This window comes from Ruania zhangjianzhongii, assembly GCF_008000995.1.
Classification (GTDB): Bacteria; Actinomycetota; Actinomycetes; order Actinomycetales; family Beutenbergiaceae; genus Ruania; species Ruania zhangjianzhongii.
On the sequence record NZ_CP042828.1, the window covers coordinates 1,439,581 to 1,456,357 of the forward strand.

The window sequence follows — 16,777 nt, forward strand, 5'->3', positions numbered from 1 at the left end:
TGACTCCGACCGAATGAGGAGAAGTCATGAGCGTGAGTCTCAGCGTCGAAGACGTGCACGTCCAGTTCAAGAACACCACCATCATCGACGGGATGTCGCTGACCGTCGAGAACGATGAGTTCGTCAGCATCGTCGGGACCTCCGGCTGCGGGAAGACCACCTTCTTGCGGGCGATCGGTGGGCTGCTACCGCGACAGTCCCGGATCGGCGAGGCCCAGCTGCACGGGTCGCCGCTCCGGAGCCCGGAGCCGCGCGTGGCGATGGTCTTCCAACACTTCGGACTGTTCCCGTGGAAGACCGTCGAGGAGAACATCAGGTACGGCCTGGAGGTCCAGGGCCGCACCGACGGCCGGGACCGGATCGAGAGCCTGCTCGAGGTGATGCACCTCGGCCCGGCCCGGAAGAAGTATCCGAGCCAGCTCTCCGGCGGGATGAAGCAGCGCGTCGGCATCGCCCGCGCCCTGGTCCTCGAGCCGGACCTGCTGTTGCTCGACGAGCCGCTCAGCGCGGTCGACGCGATCACCCGGGAGATCATGCAGAAAGAGGTGATCGACCTGATCGAGGCCGAACGCCGCACGGCGCTCCTGGTCACCCACGACCTGGACGAGGCGATCATCCTCTCCGACCGGATCATCGTCCTCGGCGGACCACCCGCACACGTGGTCCTTGACGTCCGCTCACCGATCGAGAGGCCACGCTCCCTCGAGAAGGTGCGCAGCCACCCTGACTATCTGCCGCTGCGGAACGAGCTGTGGCAGGCCCTGGAGCTCGGGAGGAACAAGTGATGACCGATACCCCACCCCCGGCCAAGTACGACCCGCTGGCGACCACTGCCTCACAGGCCGAGGTGAAGCAGCGGCGCACGATGAAGCTCAGCCAGCCGCCCCGGCCACGACGCCTGGTTCGGTACGGCGCCCTGGTGCTGCTGCTGGTGATCTGGGAGATCTACGGGCGAAGCGTCAACCCGATCGTCTTCACCTACCCGACGGCGGTCGCCGAGGCATTCGTGGCAATGATCGCCGACGGCACCCTGACCGAAGCCCTCGGACAGACCTCGCTGGTGCTGGCGATCGGCGCCGCGGCGGGCATCGTGTTCGGCGTGACCCTCGGGCTGCTGATGGGCCGCAGCTGGATCGCCAAAGAGGCCCTCGACACTCCGGTGAACGCGCTCTATGCCCTGCCGGCGGTCGCACTCGTCCCGGTGATCGTGCTCTGGTTCGGCTTCGGCGACAGCGCGAAGATCTTCGTGGTCGCGTTCTTTGTTTTCTTCCCGGTCGTGATCAACACGACCAGGGGTGTGGAGGAGGTCGACTCCGAGCTCCTCGAGGTCACGCGTTCGTTCTGCTCGCCGGAGCGAAGGGTCTGGCGCGACCTGCTCATCCCCGCTTCTCTCCCGTATGTGTTCACCGGCGTCAAGCTGGCAATCGGCCGAGGGCTAGTCGGTGTGATCGTGGCGGAGTTCTTCACCGCGATCTCCGGCCTCGGCAACCTCATTGTGACGAACGCCAACACCTTCCAGACGGCGCGGATGTTCGTCCCCATCGTCGTGTTGTCCCTGATCGGCGTGATCCTCACCGGCCTCCTCGGTCTGGTCGAGCGGCAGCTGACTCCGTGGCGACGTGAATCCTGACGACACACTTGGAGCAGAACGATGCACAGTTCACCTACACGGCGCGGGGCCCTAGCGGCCGCGCTCGCCGCCACGATGTGCGCCGCCCTAGCGGCGTGTAACAACAGCGGAGGTGGCGCAGGCGGAGAGTCCTCCGAGCTGAACATCGCCCTTCCCACCGGCGTGACCAGCTTTGCGAACAGCGACGTCGTCGTCGCCGATGAGCTCGGCTACTTCGAGGACGTCGGGCTCACCGTCAACCTGACCAACCTGCGCTCCGGCTCCTCGGTGACCACCGGCGTCGTCGGTGGCGAGTTCGAGATCGGCGGCGCGAGCATCGAGCCGGTGATCAACGCTTACGCCGGCGGTGGCACGGTGCGGATCATCGGCAGCTACACCGACCGGCTCGAGGTGGAGATGGTCACCCCGGACGACATCGCATCGGTGGAGGACCTGCGTGGCGCATCCCTCGGGATCCAGGAGATCGGCGCCTTCCGCGAAGTGATGACCCGGATGGTGCTCGAGGGCGCCGGGATGACCCAGAACGACGTCTCCTACGTCTCCGTCGGTTCGGATGCCTACGTCTCAGCGCTCATCCAGCGCCAGATCGCTTCAGCGGTCCTGCACCCCGAGCAGCGCATCCAGGCCCAGCAGGAGGACGAGTCCCTGCACAGTCTGATCAACCTCTCCGAGGTGGAGCCGGACTACTACTACGGCACCTACTTCACCTCCACCGACTTCTTGGCAGAGAACCCGGAGACCGCTGCCGCGTTCACCGAGGCGATCACTCGCGCTCACCGCACGATGTACGAGGACCGGGAGGCCGTCGTCCCGATCATCGCCGAGGCCACCGGGATGAGCGAGGACATCATCGACGGTGCCTGGGAGGTCTACATGGAGCAGGTCTGTGCCTTCCCGGTCAACGAGGGCCTGGATGCCGACCGGCTGGACTACACCCTGCAGCGGATGGAGGAGATGGCCACTCTCGCCGAGGGAGCCGAGGTCGATCTGAACGAGCTGGTGGACCGCGGCCCGATCGAGACCGCGGTTCAGAACCTGGGTACAGCAGATGAACGATGCGGCCCCTGACCGGGTCCATCGAGTGAGGAGTAAGAATGACGATGCAGGTGGATGGGATCGAGATTGTCGGCGAGCTGCCCGAGCGCGCTGAGGACGTGCTCACCCCGAGGGCCCTCGAGCTGGTGGTGCTGCTGCACCGCCGGCTCGGGGAACGGCGGCTGGAGCTGCTGACCGACCGGCGCCGGCGGGTCGACGCGTTGGCCGCCGGCGGGTCGTTGGACTTCCTCGCCGAGACCGCCGACGTGCGCGCCGACGAGACCTGGCAGGTGGCGCCGCCGGCCCCCGGACTGGAGGACCGCCGGGTGGAGATCACCGGTCCCACCGACCGGAAGATGACCATCAACGCACTCAACTCTGGTGCGAAGGTGTGGTTGGCCGACCTCGAGGACGCCAACACCCCCCGCTGGTCGGCCGTGGTCGGGGGTCAGCTGAACCTTCTCGATGCGATCAACCGGACGGTCGACTTCACCGCGGAGAACGGCAAGTCCTACGCCCTGAAGCCGGACGAGGAGCTGGCCACGATCGTGATGCGGCCGCGCGGTCTGCACCTGCCGGAGAAGCACCTCCTCGTCGACGACGCACCCACCTCGGGTGCGCTGGTGGACTTTGCGCTGTTCGTCGCCACGGCAGGTCTGCGGCAGATCGAGAAGGGGCAGGGACCGTACTTCTACCTGCCCAAGCTGGAGTCCCACCTCGAGGCCCGGTTGTGGAACGACGCGTTCGTGCTGGCCCAGGACTTCCTCGGCATCGACCAAGGAACGATCCGCGCGACCGTGCTGATCGAGACCTTTCCGGCAGCCTTCGAGATGGAGGAGATCCTCTACGAGCTGCGGGAGCACTCCGCCGGTCTGAACGCAGGCCGCTGGGACTACATGTTCTCGGTGATCAAGAGCTTCAGGACCCGGGGTGCGGAGTTCCTGCTGCCGGACCGGAACAGTGTGACGATGACCGTGCCGTTCATGAAGGCCTACTGCGAGCTGCTGGTGCGCACCTGCCACACTCGCGGTGCGCACGCTATCGGTGGAATGGCCGCGTTCATCCCGAGCAAGGACGAGCAGGTGAACGCTGCCGCTTTCGAGAAGGTCCGTGCGGACAAGGCGCGCGAGGCCGGGCAAGGGTTCGACGGCTCCTGGGTGGCCCACCCGGGCATGGTGGAGCTGTGCCGGGAGGTGTTCACCGAGGTGCTGGGCGAGCGTGGGAACCAGATCGAGAACAAGCGCGAGGACGTGCAGGTCACCGCGGCCCAGCTGCTCGATGTCGCCGCCACGCCGGGGCAGATCACCGAGGACGGTCTCCGGATGAACATCTCGGTGGGCATCCAGTACCTGGCCGCCTGGTTGGGCGGGCTCGGTGCCGTCGCGATCAACAACATGATGGAGGACGCCGCCACCGCAGAGATCTGCCGGTCGCAGGTGTGGCAGTGGCTGCACAACGGGGTCACCCTCGCCGATACTGGGCGCCAGGTCAGTGCCGAGCTGGTCGAGCAGCTGGTGGCCGAGGAGGTGGCCAAGCTCCCCGGCAGCGAGGAGGACTATGCGGAGGCGCGCCAGACCTTCCTCGAGGTGGCGGTGGCGGAGAAGTACGTCGACTTCCTCACCCTGCCCGCCTACCAGCGGATGCCCTAGGCGTCCGGTACCGGGGCCACCAGCACAGTCCGGGGCGAACACCTCGCCGCACCGGGCTCCCGGTGGTCCGCCGTCGCCCCACCTGCAGCACCCCACGGCACAGGACTGCCAGAACGACCACGGTGAGCATCGCCGTCGGCGCCCCGAGCGTGCTCCTGCACAGCAGGACCAGCGGGAGCACCGCGAGGCCGACGGACCCGGGTCCGTCGGTACGCCTGAACGCAGGTGAGGTGGCGGCGGTCGGCCCGGCGATCGTGATCAGCGTGGGTGGCCAGACGCGGCCAGGTCGACCAGCAGCCACACCGCCGTGACGGTCGGCACCCGCGACCTCGTTTCGCTCGTCTCCTGGCTGAGGACCGATCCTCGGGAGAGGCGAGCGTCGTCGTCGGGCATCACCCGCACCGAAAGCAGCGATGAACGGTATTCAGAATCGTCGAATTCTTCACCGTCAGCGGCGTGCGGAATTTGCTAGAACAATCGTGCGTTGAATGCGCCGGAAGAGCCCGGGGGATAACGGTATCGCAACGATTCTGAGCTACGGAGATGCGGAGTTCAAGGGCGGTCGAGCATTCTGTCGCGCAGCGGTGCGCCACGACCGGATCGGCAGATCCATGCCGTTCCACGCCGCTCGCCCATCACCGTGAACGGGTGGAACGGCGCGGTTCTGGGCCCCTGCGCAGGTTTGACAGTACTGCACCCCCTCTATAGTTTCGACAGGTGGAGTGCGGATCCACATGACATTCTGACTCCTGCTCACCTGAAACTTGCGCTGAAGGAAAGGTCCTTCGTGAAATACAACAAGCGATTCACGACCACTGCTGCGGTTGCGGCAACGTTCCTGCTTGCCGGCGGGCTGGCCGCCTGCGGAGGCGGCGAGGGAGAGGGCGACGGCGGAGGCGACGGCGGCGGGCTGGAGGACTCCTATGTCGTGGCCACCGATACCGCGTTCGTGCCGTTCGAGTTCGAGGAGGATGGCGAGTACGTCGGTTTCGACATCGACATCATCAACGAGGTCGCCGACCGCGTCGGCTTCGAGATCGAGCTGGAGACCACGAACTTCGACGGCATGATCCCCGGTCTGCAGACCGGGACCTTCGACATCGCGATCGCCGGGATGACCATCACCGACGAACGTGCCGAAGCTGTCGACTTCACCAGCCCGTACTACAAGTCCGGTCTGCGGATCGCCGTACCGGTGGACAACGAGGACATCACCAGCGTCGATGACCTGGAGGGGCTGACCATCGCCACCCGGCTGGGCTCCACCAGTGCGGACTACATCGAGAACAACATCGAGGGTGCGACCCCGAACACCTACGAACAGCTCGACCAGGCCTACCTCTCGGTCGAGGGCGGTGGCTCGGATGCGGTGCTGTACGACGCCCCGAACGTGGAGTACTACATCCTCACCGCCGGTGAGGACAGCCTGAAGGTCGTCGGTGAGCTGCTCGAGGCCCAGAACTACGGCATCGCCGTGTCCCAGGGCAACGAGGAACTGGTCACCGCGATGAACGAGGCACTGGCCGCGATGATCGAGGACGGCACCTACGCCGAGATCTACACCGAGTGGTTCGGCAGCGAACCGGAGTGGTTGGACGAGCTCGCCGAGCTGCAGGCCGGCTGACTCACCGGGATGGACCTGAACGCGGGTGAGGTTTCGCCTGCCCCGACTCGGAAGGTGGGTACCGGATGAGGACCCTGGCTGACTTCGACTGGGCGGGGGTCATCGAGTTCCTGCCGGAGCTCGGCGAGGGCCTGCTGTACACCCTGCTGGTCTCGGTGGTCGGGCTGGTGATCGGCTTCGCCCTGGGAGCGCTCTTCGGGCTGCTGCGGCTGAGCCGGTTCAAGATCGTCAACGCGCTCGCCACCATCTACATCGAGGTGGTGCGCGGTACACCCCTGCTGGTGCAGGCGATCTGGCTGTTCTACGCGCTACCGCTGATCATCCAGTACACCCTGCCGTCCCTGCTCGCCGGCATCATCGTGATCGGGATCAACTCCGGCGCCTATATCGCCGAGATCGTCCGCGGTGCGGTGCAGTCGATCGAGAAGGGGCAGATGGAGGCCGGCCGCTCGCTCGGCATGAGCCACCACATCACGATGCTGAAGGTGATCTGGCCGCAGGCGTTCAAGCGGATGATCCCGCCGCTGGGCAACCAGTTCATCATCAGCATCAAGGACACCTCGCTGCTCTCGGTGATCCTGGTGCCCGAGCTGCTGTTCCAGAGCCGGACGATCGCCTCCAACCACTTCAACGCGGTGGAGATCTATACCTTGGTGGCAGTGTTCTACCTGGCGATCACGCTGACCCTGTCCGGCGTCCTACGAATCACTGAGAAGCGTCTGGAGCTGCGGTCATGATCATCGACGTCACCGACCTGCACAAGTCGTTCGGCGACAACGAGGTCCTCACCGGGATCGACCTGTCCGTAGCCGACGGCGAGGTGGTCTGCGTGATCGGACCCTCCGGCTCCGGGAAGAGCACGCTGCTGCGCTGCCTGAACCGGCTGGAGGACATCACCAGCGGTGAGGTGGTGGTGGACGGCCACCACCTGGCCGACCGCAAGATCCGGATCGACGACGTGCGCGCCGAGATCGGCATGGTGTTCCAGCAGTTCAACCTGTTCCCGCACATGAGCGTGATCGAGAACATCATGCTCGCGCCGATGATGGTCCGCCGGCTCGGCAAGGCCGGTGCCCGGGACCGCGGGCGCGCACTGCTGGCGAAGGTAGGTCTGGCGGAGAAGGAGAACGACTACCCCCGGCGGCTCTCCGGCGGCCAGCAGCAGCGGGTGGCGATCGCCCGGGCGCTGGCGATGGAACCACGGATCATGCTCTTCGACGAACCCACCTCAGCACTCGACCCCGAGCTGGTCGGGGAGGTGCTGGCGGTGATGAAGAACCTGGCCAAGGAGGGGATGACGATGGTGGTGGTCACCCACGAGATGGGTTTTGCCCGCGAGGTCGGCGACCGGGTGATCTTCATGGACGATGGCGCGATCGTGGAGCAGGGAACTCCGCAGGACGTCTTCGACCGCCCCCGCGAAGTGCGCACGCAGGACTTCCTGAACAAGGTGCTCTGAGCCGGCGGCGGCGAAGCGCCGCCGCCCTCGCATCGAATCCACCTGGCGCCTTGGAATCCAGTGGCAACCGGATTCCAAGGCGCTCAGTGGATGCCGAGCGATCAGGGCAGGATCAGTGCCGACGGCGCCCGGTCCCGCCGCGTTGCCACGGGTGCGGACCGGCCAGCGGCCGGTAGTTGACGCCCAGCGCGGTCAGGCGGCTCAGATGCGCCGGGAGGCGATCCATCAGGTCGGTCCGGGACTCTGGCGCTGACCAGCCAGCTTCAGCGACAGCGCAGAGCCGAGGGAACGCGGCGTACTCGACCTCGCGTGCCGTGGGCAGGAACTCGCTCCAGAGCTGTGCCTGGACGCCGAGGACCTGGCCGGGCAGGTCGGGTGCCTCGGCCGGCTCGGGCTCCCAGCTGAGGATGTCCGCCAGGGTAATAATCCGGCGCTGGGCGATCGGCTCGTCCGGGTCGTCGGAGGAGGCGTAGTCCAGATAGGTCACCCACTTGGTGGCCATCACGACGTCGTGACCGGCGGTCAGTCCTTGGACCGCATGCTCGGCACCCCGCCAGGCCGTGACGATCGTGTCCGCCGGCATACCGCCGTCATCGAGGATCTCGTCCCAGCCGACGGCGCGGCGGCCGTGGGCAGCGAGGTAGGCGTGCAGCTCGCGCAGGAACCAGCTCTGCAGCTCGTCCACCGACGCCAGGCCGAGCTCGCTCGCCCGAGCGGCAGCGGCCTCGCTGGCCCGCCACTCGGTCCGAGGCACCTCGTCCCCGCCGATGTGCACCCACGGTCCGGGGAACAACTCGATCAGGACATCCAGCACCTCCTTGGCGAAAGTGAGGGCCTCCTCGGTGGGCGCCAGCACGTTCTCGGAGATGCCCCAGGTACGGCGTACCTCGACCGGCTGGCCGGTGTTGCCGAGCTCGGGGTAGGCAGCCAGGACGGACTGCACGTGCCCCGGGAGGTCGACCTCGGGCACGATCGTGATCCGCCTCCGGCTCGCGTACTCGACGATCTCGCGGATGTCCGCCGCCGAGTAGTAACCACCGTGCGGGGTGCCGTCGAAGCCGGCGTCCCGTCCGACGACGGTCTCTGCTCGCCACGACGCCCGTTCGGCGAGCAGCGGGTGAGTCGGGACGTCCAGGCGCCAGCCCTGATCGTCGGTGAGGTGCAGATGCACGACGTTCAGCCGGTGCAGGGCAGCGAGGTCGATCGACCGCAGCACCGAATGCACCGGCAGGAAGTGTCGGGCGACATCGATATGGACGCCCCGCCAGCCGAACCGCGGTGCGTCCTCGATCTCACAGCAGGGCAGCGGCGGCGCTCCCGTGACCGGAGCGTGGCGCAGCGCATCGGCCGGGAGGAGCTGGCGAACGGTCTGCACCGCGCGGGCGAGGCCGTCTGCCGAGGCGCCGGTGAGCACCGCCCGCTCGCCGGTGATGTCGATGCGGTACCCCTCGGGCTGCGCCGAGATGCCGGAGTCGATGTGCAGCGCCACCGTTGCCGGCTCGCCGGGCGCCACCACCTGGACCGAGACACCGGCCCGGGTGAGGATCTCGGCGAGCAGGGTGGCGCTCGGCGCGGCGGAATCGTCTGAGCTCAGGCCGACCCGCCCCTCGAGGGTGAGCTGTCCGGTCCGCGCGCGATAGTGCCCGGGCGCGGGGACCAGGCCGGGATGCTCAGACACGGTGGGCGCCCACAACGCCGTCCTCGATGGCGAACGTCGCCCGGGTGTAGATCGGGAAGTCCGGCTCGGAGATCTTCTCCATCACCCGGAAGTCGTTCTGCAGCTGGTCCTTGGTCACGGTGATCCGGCAGTAGCCCCGCTGGAAGTTGACGAACTTCAGGTGCGGGTTCGTCTTGAGGTAGTCCTCTCCGACCGGAAGCATGTCCGCGCCGTCCTTGTTGCTGCTCAGTGACGTCCCGACGATCTCGGTGCCGACCGACGGCGAATCCGGATCGTCATAGTTGGTCTTCAGGTCCGAGATGTAGTTGCTGTGCCGGTCGCCCGTCAGCACCACGAGGTTCTCGGCCTCCCGGTCATAGGCCTCGGTGAGGACGTTGTCTCGTTCGGCGACGTAGGCGTCCCAGCCGTCCATGAAGAACTTCTCGACCTCCTCGTCCGGATCGCGGTCCACCTGCACCATCGGCACCTGGTTCCCGATGAGCTTCCACCGCGCATCGCTGGCGGAGAAGCCGTCGACCAACCAGTCGCGCTGGCGTCCGCCGAGCATCGTGGCATCCGGATCGGTGCGTGAGGACCTGGACGTGCGGTACTGGCGGGTGTCCAGCATCGTGAACTCGGCGAGGGTGCCGTACTGGAGCTTGCGGTGGATGCGGATCTCGGCGCCGTTGGGCATCTGCGCCTGTCGCAGCGGCAGGTTCTCGTACATCGCCTGGAACGCGTCCGCCTTGCGCTGGCGGAACACCTCGGGGTCCTGGTCCGGCTCGTCGTCGGGCTCGGAGTTGCCGGCCCACCAGTTGTTCTCGATCTCGTGGTCGTCGAAGGTGTGCACCCAGGGAAACTGGGCGTGAGCGGCCTGCAGGTGTTCGTCCATCTTGTACAGCGAGTACTGCAGCCGGTACCGGGGCAGGTCGAAGCACTCGGTCAGCAGGTAGTCGTACAGGGGTTCGCCGTTGTGGTGGAAGACCGGGTTCTCGATGTAGGACTCTTCGTAGATGTAGTCGCCGAGGTGGACGACCATATCGAGGTCCTCGTTCGCCAGGTGCTTCAGGGCCGTGTAGTACCCGGCCTCATAGCTCTGGCAGGACGCGACGGCGAACTTCAGTGCCTCAGGGCTCTCGTGTGGCGAAGGAGTGGTCCGGGTGTGCCCGACGGGGGAGACTTCGCGCCCCACGAAGAACCGGTACCAGTAGTCCCGTCCGGGCTCCAGCCCGGAGATCTCCGGATGGACCGAGTGCCCCAGCCGCGGCGTCGCGTGCGCGACCCCACGGCGGACCACGCGGCGGAACCGCTCGTCGGTCGCCACCTCGTAGCGGACCGGCACCACCCGCTCGGGCATCCCGCCGCGCCCGTCCGGGGCGAGCGGCTCGGGTGCCAGCCGCGTCCAGAGCACCATGCCGTCCGGCTGTGGATCTCCCGAGGCCACTCCGAGGCTGAACGGATACCCGGAGAACCGCCCGGGGGCCGCTGCTGCGGTGTCCCAGGCGCCGGTACCCAGCAGGATCGCTGCTGCGCCGGCTCCGGTATAGCCGAGAAACCCTCGTCGGCTCGGCAGGTGTACACGCGGTCTCGATGACATCCGTCGTCCTCTCCCGATGTGCCGGTCGCACCGGCGCTGGTGTCCATGACCTTCGTGGGCCGGTGACCTGGATGTCAAGTGGCTAATTCAAATTAGGGGTCCTAGATGATCAAGTTGCTCCGAAACGTTGACCAGGAGGCTGCCGATTGCTAACGTGCCCATCTAATGCGTATTGGAGAAGCCATGGCGACGCGGCCCAGACAGAGCGATATTGCGCGACTAGCAGGTGTCTCGCAGACGACCGTGTCGTTAACGCTGAATGGCAAGACCGCTGCGTACGGGATCAATCGGGAGACCGAAGAGCGGATCATGTCTGCCGCTCGCGATCTCGGGTACGTCCCGAACGTGACGGCCCGTGCGCTGCGCGGTGGCCGGAACCGACTGATCGGCGTGCACGCGTATGAGCCCCTCTTCCCGACCAGCCGGGAGTCCTACTACGAGGAGATCCTCGTCGGCATCGAGCAGGGATCGATCCGGGCCGGTCACGATCTCGTGCTGTTCACCTCGATCCATCAGGACCAGCGCCGCGCGAACATCTTTGACGAGGGACGCAACCGTCTCCGGATCGCCGACGGCGCACTGATCCTCGGCTTCGACCAGCACGACGACGAGCTCGTCCGGCTGGCCGAGGAGGGATTCCCGTTCGTGTTCATCGGCCGACGAGAGAAGCCGGCCGCGTTGGGGCCGTACGTGACCGCCGACTACGTGAGCGCCGTCGCCGACGCCACCTTGCGCGTGCACGAGGCCGGCCACCGGCGAGTGGCCTACCTGGGGGTCTGCGACAACGCCGAACCTCGCGCGGAGCGGCGAGAGGGCTTCCGGCACGGTGTCGAGGAGACCGGGCTGGAGGTCGTGGACCAGACCTGGAGCAGCACGGAGGAGTTGGACGAGGCCTGGGCCCGCCGGCTGCTCGACGGTGGCGTCACTGCGCTCCTGATCGAGAGCGCCTCGTCGCTGGAGACGCTCGCGGTGCGTTGCGCCGAGCTGGGCCTGAGCATCCCGGACCGGCTCTCCGTCGTCGGCCTCGACTCGATCACTGATCCCACGCGCACCTCACGGGCCTGGACCCACGTCCAGGTGCCGTTGCGGGAGATGGGCAGCCGCGCCGTCGAACTGTTGCTGGAGTTCCTCGACGGCGGACATGGACCCACCTATCACGAGCGACTGAGCTGCACCTTCGTCCCGGGCGAGACGCTCCGGCAGGTGACCTGACCTGACTTGACCTGAACTGCCGTGCCGGCACCGATGTTGGCACGGGCAAGTACCAACGAGAGAGGACAACCACGATGAGACGAACTCGACGCGTGCCCACGGCGATCGCCGCCGGCGCCCTGGCCGGATCTCTGCTGCTGACCGCCTGCTCCGGCGGAGGATCCGGTGAGGGCGACGGTGACTCGCTCACTGTCTGGTTCCCCGGCAACAGCGAGGCCGAGATGGCCCTGGTGAACGACACGATCGTGCCTGCCTTCGAGGAGGAGTCCGGCATCGATGTGGCGGTCACCTACGTCGACTGGGCTGACCTCGGCCCCAAGCTGAACGCCGCGTTCGCGGCCGGTACCGCCCCGGACGTGATCGGTCACGGGTTGGCCGCGACCGCCGACCTCGTGGCTAACGGCCGCGTCCTGGATCTCTCGGCCTATGTGGACGAGATGGACCCCGAAGCGGTCGAGGACATGTCCTCCTCCCTGCCCGGCGGTGAGGTGGATGGCGCGCCGTACATGGTCCCGCTCTTGATGACCGCCCGGATGATCGCCTACAGCGGCACCGACTTCGAAGACGCCGGTCTGGACCCGGAAGCACCGCCGGAGACCTGGGGCGAGGTCAGGGACGTCGCCGAGCAGCTCACCGAGCGCGATGGTGCGGACATCAGCCGGGCCGGACTCGTGGTGCCCAGCGACCCGATCGGCGTGCAGCAGAGCTTCGGGACATTCCTGTGGTCCAACGGTGGGGAGTTCCTGAACGAAGACAACACCGCCGCGACGATGAACACTCCGGAAGGTGTCGAAGCCCTGGAGTTCTACGCCAGTCTCTACCAGGGCGAGACCGCCGTGGACAACACCCTCGGCGTACAGCTGCCGGGTCAGCCCGCTGAGGCCCCCGTGGTCACTGGTGCCGCCGCGATGCAGCTGGTCTCCGCCGGGGACATCGTCAACCTGCAGGAGTCCGGCCCCGACCGAGACCTGCGCCTGATGATGCCGCCCGCCTTCGAAGGCAACGAGCCGGGTGCGTTCGGCGGGCCAGGGAACGGGCTGATGATCAACGCTGACAGCGACGTCCCCGATCTTGCCTGGGACTTCATCTCCATGATGATCGAACCCGAGACCAACCTGGAGTACGTGCAGTCGCTGGGTGCGCTGCCGGTGCACGCCTCCTCGATCGACTCCGAGTACATCTCCGCCAGTCCAGATCTGGAACGGGCGGTGGAGGCCCTCGCGAGCACCCACTCCAACCCGAACGTTCAGGGGTGGACGCAGATGCGGGATGCGATGGGTCAGCACCTGGAGCGGGCGCTGCACGGCGAGGTCGACCCCGCCGAGGCTCTCGAGCAGGCGAACGGCGAGGTGGAGCAGGTCCTTGCCTCGGCTTCGTGATCCAGAGGTGCGCCGGGGCGCTGCGGCGCCCGGCGCACCCCGCGCGCGGCCGCGGAAGAGCAGGCTGGGCCGTCCGCAGGCTCGGATGGGACTGCTGTTCGTGGTCCCGGCGGCGCTCTATGTGGTGATCTTCCAGCTCGGTCCGGTGCTCTACGGCCTGGTGCTCAGCTTCAGTTCGTACAGCCCGATCAGCCGCTCCGGTCCGGAGTTCATCGGCTGGGACAACTACGCCGCGATCTTCAACGACCCTCAGTTCGGCCAGGCGATGCTGGTGACCGGCCGGTACGTGCTCCAGGTGCTGCCGGTCACTGTGGTGATCGCTCTGGGCCTGGCGATGCTGTCCAACCGGGCGTTCCGTGGCGTTGGACTGTTCCGGACCGGCCTGTACGTCCCGCATGTGGTCTCGCTGACTGCGGTCAGCATGGTCTGGCTGTGGATGTACTCCGACCAGGGTCTGGTCAACCAGGTGCTGGACTTCTTCGGGCAGTCCGGCCAGCGGTGGCTGACCACTGAGGGCGGCGCGCTGAACGCCGTCTCGGTGATGCGCATCTGGAAGGCGCTCGGCAGCAACATGGTGCTGCTGCTGGCCGGGCTGCAGACGGTTCCGAAGGACTTGTACGAGGCAGCCCGGGTGGACGGCGCGAACGCGTGGCAGCAGTTCCGCGCCGTGACGTTGCCGGGGATCCGCCCCATGCTGACTTATGTGGTGGTGATGGACATCATCTACCTGGCCCAGGGCTTCGCGGAGATCTTCGTGCTCACCCAGGGTGGCCCGTACGGCACCACCACCACGGTGAACTACCTGATCTATACCGAAGCGTTCCAGTACAACGAGATGGGTAGCGCGTCGGCGATGGCCTTCGTGCTGTTCGCCTTCATCGCCGGACTGACGATCGTCGCGCTGCGAGCTGGTCAGGGGAGGAGAAGCTGACATGATCGGACGTCGACGACTCACCCGACGGGCGTGGCCCCGGATCGTGGCGCTTGCCGCAGTCACCGCGCTGGTGCTGCTGCCGTTCTGGTGGATGCTCAGCCTGGCGTTCACGCCCGAAGGTCAGAGCGTGAGCTTCATCCCGGAGCAGCCCACGGTCGAGAACTTCCAGATCGCGGTCCAGGCCGCCAACTTGGACACCGCCTTCGCCAACTCGACGATCATCACCGTCGTCGCCGTGGCGACGAACTGCATCGTGCCGGTGATCGCGGGCTACGCCTTCGCCCACCTGCCGTTCCGTGGTAGCAAACCGCTCTTCTACGTGTTGCTGTCCACAGTGGCGATCCCGGTCTCGGTCACGCTCATCCCGCTGTTCCTGATGGCCCGCAACTTCCCGTTGGCGGGCGGCAACGACCTCTTCGGCGACGGCGGAAGCGGGCTGCTCGACTCGGTCGGCGGGCTGATGCTGCCGTACCTAGTGGGCACGATGAACATCTTCCTGTCCCGCCAGTACTTCGCCGGGATGGATCGGGACTTCGCCGAGGCGGCCCGGATCGACGGTGCGAGTGAGTTGCGAACCTTCGCGAGGATCTACCTGCCGATGGCGAAACCGCTGCTCGCGCTGGTGGCGGTGTTCTCCTTCACCGGGGTCTGGGACGACTTCCTCTGGCCACTGGTGGTCTCCGCCTCGGAGCGCAGCACTACCGTCCAGCTCGCCATCACCACATTCGCCGCCAGCGGGAACGTGCGCTACGGCGCGTTGATGGCCGCGACGATCCTGGTCACCCTGCCGGTCCTGGTGGTCTTCCTGTTCAACCAGCGAGGGTTCATCGCCGGTCTGTCCGAGGGTGGGATCAAGGGGTGACGGTTGCGGCCGGCCTGACCTGTTTCAGCAACCATTCACGAAGGAGCATGCGCACGTGCCACATCACAGCGCTGACGTACTGATCATCGGGGCCGGACTGGGCGGCGTCGCCGCTGCACGCGCGGCCCTCGCCCTCGGGCGGACGGTGATCCTCACCGACGCGGGGGACTGGCTCGGTGGACAGCTGACCACGCAGGCCGTGCCGCCGGACGAGCACCCGTGGATCGAGAGTGATCTGGTGTCGGCGAGCTACCGCGACCTGCGCACCCGGATCCGGGACTACTACCGCAACCACCGCCCGCTGACCGCTCAGGCGAGCCAGGACGAGCACCTCAACCCCGGTGCCGGGTTCGTCTCCAAGCTCTGCCACGAACCCCGCGTGTCGGCTGCTGTGCTGGCCGAGATGCTCGCCCCCGCCGTCGCCGAGGGACGACTCACTCTGCTGTTCGGGCAGGAACCGGTCGCTGCCGAACGGGACGGCGAGCGCGTGGCCTCCGTGACGACCCGGGATCGCGCCACCGGTCAGCGGCAGGAGCTGGTCGGTCAGGTGGTGCTGGATGCGACCGAGCTCGGCGACCTGCTCGAGCTTGCGGACATCCCGCACGTGGTCGGTGCCGAGTCCCACGCCCAGACCGGTGAGCTGCATGCACCCGAGCAGGCCGACCCGCTGGACCAGCAGGCGATCACCTGGTGTGCGGCCGTGGAGTACCGGGCCGGCGAGAACCACGTGATCGAGGAGCCGGCGAGCTATGCCTACTGGCGGGACACCGTCGATCCCCGGTGGTCCGGTTCGCAGCTGTCCTGGACGGACATCCACCCGATCACGCTGGAGCACCGCTACCGGCCGCTGTTCGCCGGCACACCGGAGCAGGCGATCGACAGCAAGGATCGCGACCTGTGGCACTACCGCCGGATCCTCGCCCGCCGTCAGCTGCAACCGTCCTACACCGGCGGTGACATCTCGCTGGTGAACTGGCCGCACACCGACTACTGGGAGCTGCCGCTGGTCGGGGTGCCCGAGGAGACCCGGCAGGAGGCGTTGCGCAGCGCTCGCGAGCTGACGCTCTCGTTCGTGTACTGGATGCAGACCGAGGCCCCGCGACCCGATGGTGGCCACGGTTATCCCGAGCTGCGCCTGTGCGGCGAGGTGCTCGGCACCGAGGACGGCCTGGCCCGTGAGCCCTACGTCCGCGAGTCGCGGCGGATCAAGGCGCTGTTCACCGTGACGGAGGCGCACATCGGCTGCGAGATGCGTGGCGCGAGCGCTGGGTCCGCGATCTTCGAGGACACGGTCGGCATCGGGCACTACCGGATCGACCTGCACCCGTCCACGTCCGGACGCACGTACGTGGATATCGCTTCGTTCCCGTTCCAGATCCCGCTCGGTGCCCTGATCCCGGAGGAGACCACCAACCTGCTGGCGGCGAACAAGAACATCGGCACCACGCACATCACCAACGGCGCTTATCGGCTGCATCCGGTGGAGTGGTCGATCGGTGAGGCGGCTGGTGCGATCGCCGCGTACAGCCTGAAGGTGGGCCTGACCGCGGCCGAGGTGCGCGAGGACCCGACCGAGCTGGCCGCGTTCCAGCAGCTGCTCGCCGACGAGCTGGGGGTGACGCTGGAGTGGCCGGACGAGATCCGCCGGACCGGGGCGCCGGACGCCACCGGGCCCGTGCTGAAGAAGCAGCTGGCGAGTGCCGCCGTGCGGAAGCCGTCACGATGACTGAGGCACTGGC

At 67.1% G+C, this 16,777-nt stretch carries 14 protein-coding genes; 12 read left to right on the forward strand and 2 right to left on the reverse strand.

What is annotated here, in order from left to right; all coding sequences use genetic code 11:
• The first annotated feature begins 26 nt into the window (after nucleotides 1-26).
• The 7 genes from FU260_RS06630 (at nucleotide 27) to FU260_RS06660 (ending at nucleotide 7,397) form a co-directional block, all read left to right on the forward strand.
• Nucleotides 27-785 carry an ABC transporter ATP-binding protein gene (locus tag FU260_RS06630; RefSeq protein ID WP_147916343.1) on the forward strand — a complete coding sequence of 253 codons (759 nt, stop codon included), beginning with the start codon at nucleotides 27-29 and terminating at the stop codon, nucleotides 783-785.
• Nucleotides 785-1,630, forward strand: coding sequence for an ABC transporter permease (locus FU260_RS06635; protein ID WP_147916344.1), 846 nt, complete (start codon nucleotides 785-787; stop codon nucleotides 1,628-1,630). The genes FU260_RS06630 and FU260_RS06635 overlap by 1 nt, the downstream gene beginning before the upstream one ends.
• 21 nt (nucleotides 1,631-1,651) lie before the next feature.
• Nucleotides 1,652-2,698, forward strand: a complete 1,047-nt coding sequence (locus FU260_RS06640) for an ABC transporter substrate-binding protein (RefSeq protein ID WP_147916345.1) — start codon at nucleotides 1,652-1,654, stop codon at nucleotides 2,696-2,698.
• A gap of 26 nt (nucleotides 2,699-2,724) precedes the next feature.
• Nucleotides 2,725-4,314: a malate synthase A gene (gene aceB / locus FU260_RS06645; RefSeq protein ID WP_210418217.1), complete on the forward strand. Its 1,590-nt coding sequence runs from the start codon at nucleotides 2,725-2,727 to the stop codon at nucleotides 4,312-4,314.
• 787 nt (nucleotides 4,315-5,101) lie between these two features.
• The gene (locus FU260_RS06650; RefSeq protein ID WP_147916346.1) at nucleotides 5,102-5,938 is read left to right on the forward strand and encodes a transporter substrate-binding domain-containing protein; all 837 of its coding nucleotides are present in this window, start codon (nucleotides 5,102-5,104) and stop codon (nucleotides 5,936-5,938) included.
• Nucleotides 5,939-6,003: 65 nt separating this feature from the next.
• The gene (locus FU260_RS06655) at nucleotides 6,004-6,675 is read left to right on the forward strand and encodes an amino acid ABC transporter permease (RefSeq protein WP_147916347.1); all 672 of its coding nucleotides are present in this window, start codon (nucleotides 6,004-6,006) and stop codon (nucleotides 6,673-6,675) included.
• Nucleotides 6,672-7,397: an amino acid ABC transporter ATP-binding protein gene (locus FU260_RS06660; RefSeq protein ID WP_280527389.1), complete on the forward strand. Its 726-nt coding sequence runs from the start codon at nucleotides 6,672-6,674 to the stop codon at nucleotides 7,395-7,397. Before FU260_RS06655 ends, FU260_RS06660 begins: the two co-directional genes overlap by 4 nt.
• A 112-nt stretch (nucleotides 7,398-7,509) precedes the next feature.
• Here FU260_RS06660 and FU260_RS06665 read toward each other — a convergent pair whose 3' ends face one another.
• Both FU260_RS06665 and FU260_RS06670 read right to left on the reverse strand, forming a co-directional pair.
• Complete coding sequence (locus tag FU260_RS06665; protein WP_244951268.1) at nucleotides 7,510-9,075, reverse strand: beta-N-acetylhexosaminidase; 1,566 nt, start codon at nucleotides 9,073-9,075, stop codon at nucleotides 7,510-7,512.
• Complete coding sequence (locus tag FU260_RS06670; protein ID WP_147916349.1) at nucleotides 9,068-10,651, reverse strand: alkaline phosphatase D family protein; 1,584 nt, start codon at nucleotides 10,649-10,651, stop codon at nucleotides 9,068-9,070. Before FU260_RS06670 ends, FU260_RS06665 begins: the two co-directional genes overlap by 8 nt.
• 183 nt (nucleotides 10,652-10,834) lie before the next feature.
• Between FU260_RS06670 and FU260_RS06675 the strand changes: the two genes are divergently transcribed.
• From FU260_RS06675 to FU260_RS06695, 5 genes are all read left to right on the forward strand, one after another.
• The gene (locus FU260_RS06675) at nucleotides 10,835-11,863 is read left to right on the forward strand and encodes a LacI family DNA-binding transcriptional regulator (RefSeq protein ID WP_268957777.1); all 1,029 of its coding nucleotides are present in this window, start codon (nucleotides 10,835-10,837) and stop codon (nucleotides 11,861-11,863) included.
• Between the two features lie 74 nt (nucleotides 11,864-11,937).
• Nucleotides 11,938-13,242 carry an ABC transporter substrate-binding protein gene (locus FU260_RS06680; protein ID WP_147916351.1) on the forward strand — a complete coding sequence of 435 codons (1,305 nt, stop codon included), beginning with the start codon at nucleotides 11,938-11,940 and terminating at the stop codon, nucleotides 13,240-13,242.
• An 85-nt stretch (nucleotides 13,243-13,327) separates the two neighbouring features.
• Nucleotides 13,328-14,173 (forward strand): carbohydrate ABC transporter permease, encoded by an 846-nt coding sequence (locus FU260_RS06685; protein WP_168211684.1) that lies wholly within the window; start codon nucleotides 13,328-13,330, stop codon nucleotides 14,171-14,173.
• A 1-nt stretch (nucleotide 14,174) separates the two neighbouring features.
• The gene (locus FU260_RS06690) at nucleotides 14,175-15,038 is read left to right on the forward strand and encodes a carbohydrate ABC transporter permease (protein ID WP_147916353.1); all 864 of its coding nucleotides are present in this window, start codon (nucleotides 14,175-14,177) and stop codon (nucleotides 15,036-15,038) included.
• A gap of 55 nt (nucleotides 15,039-15,093) precedes the next feature.
• Nucleotides 15,094-16,764 carry an FAD-dependent oxidoreductase gene (locus tag FU260_RS06695; protein WP_147916354.1) on the forward strand — a complete coding sequence of 557 codons (1,671 nt, stop codon included), beginning with the start codon at nucleotides 15,094-15,096 and terminating at the stop codon, nucleotides 16,762-16,764.
• Nucleotides 16,765-16,777 lie beyond the last annotated feature (13 nt).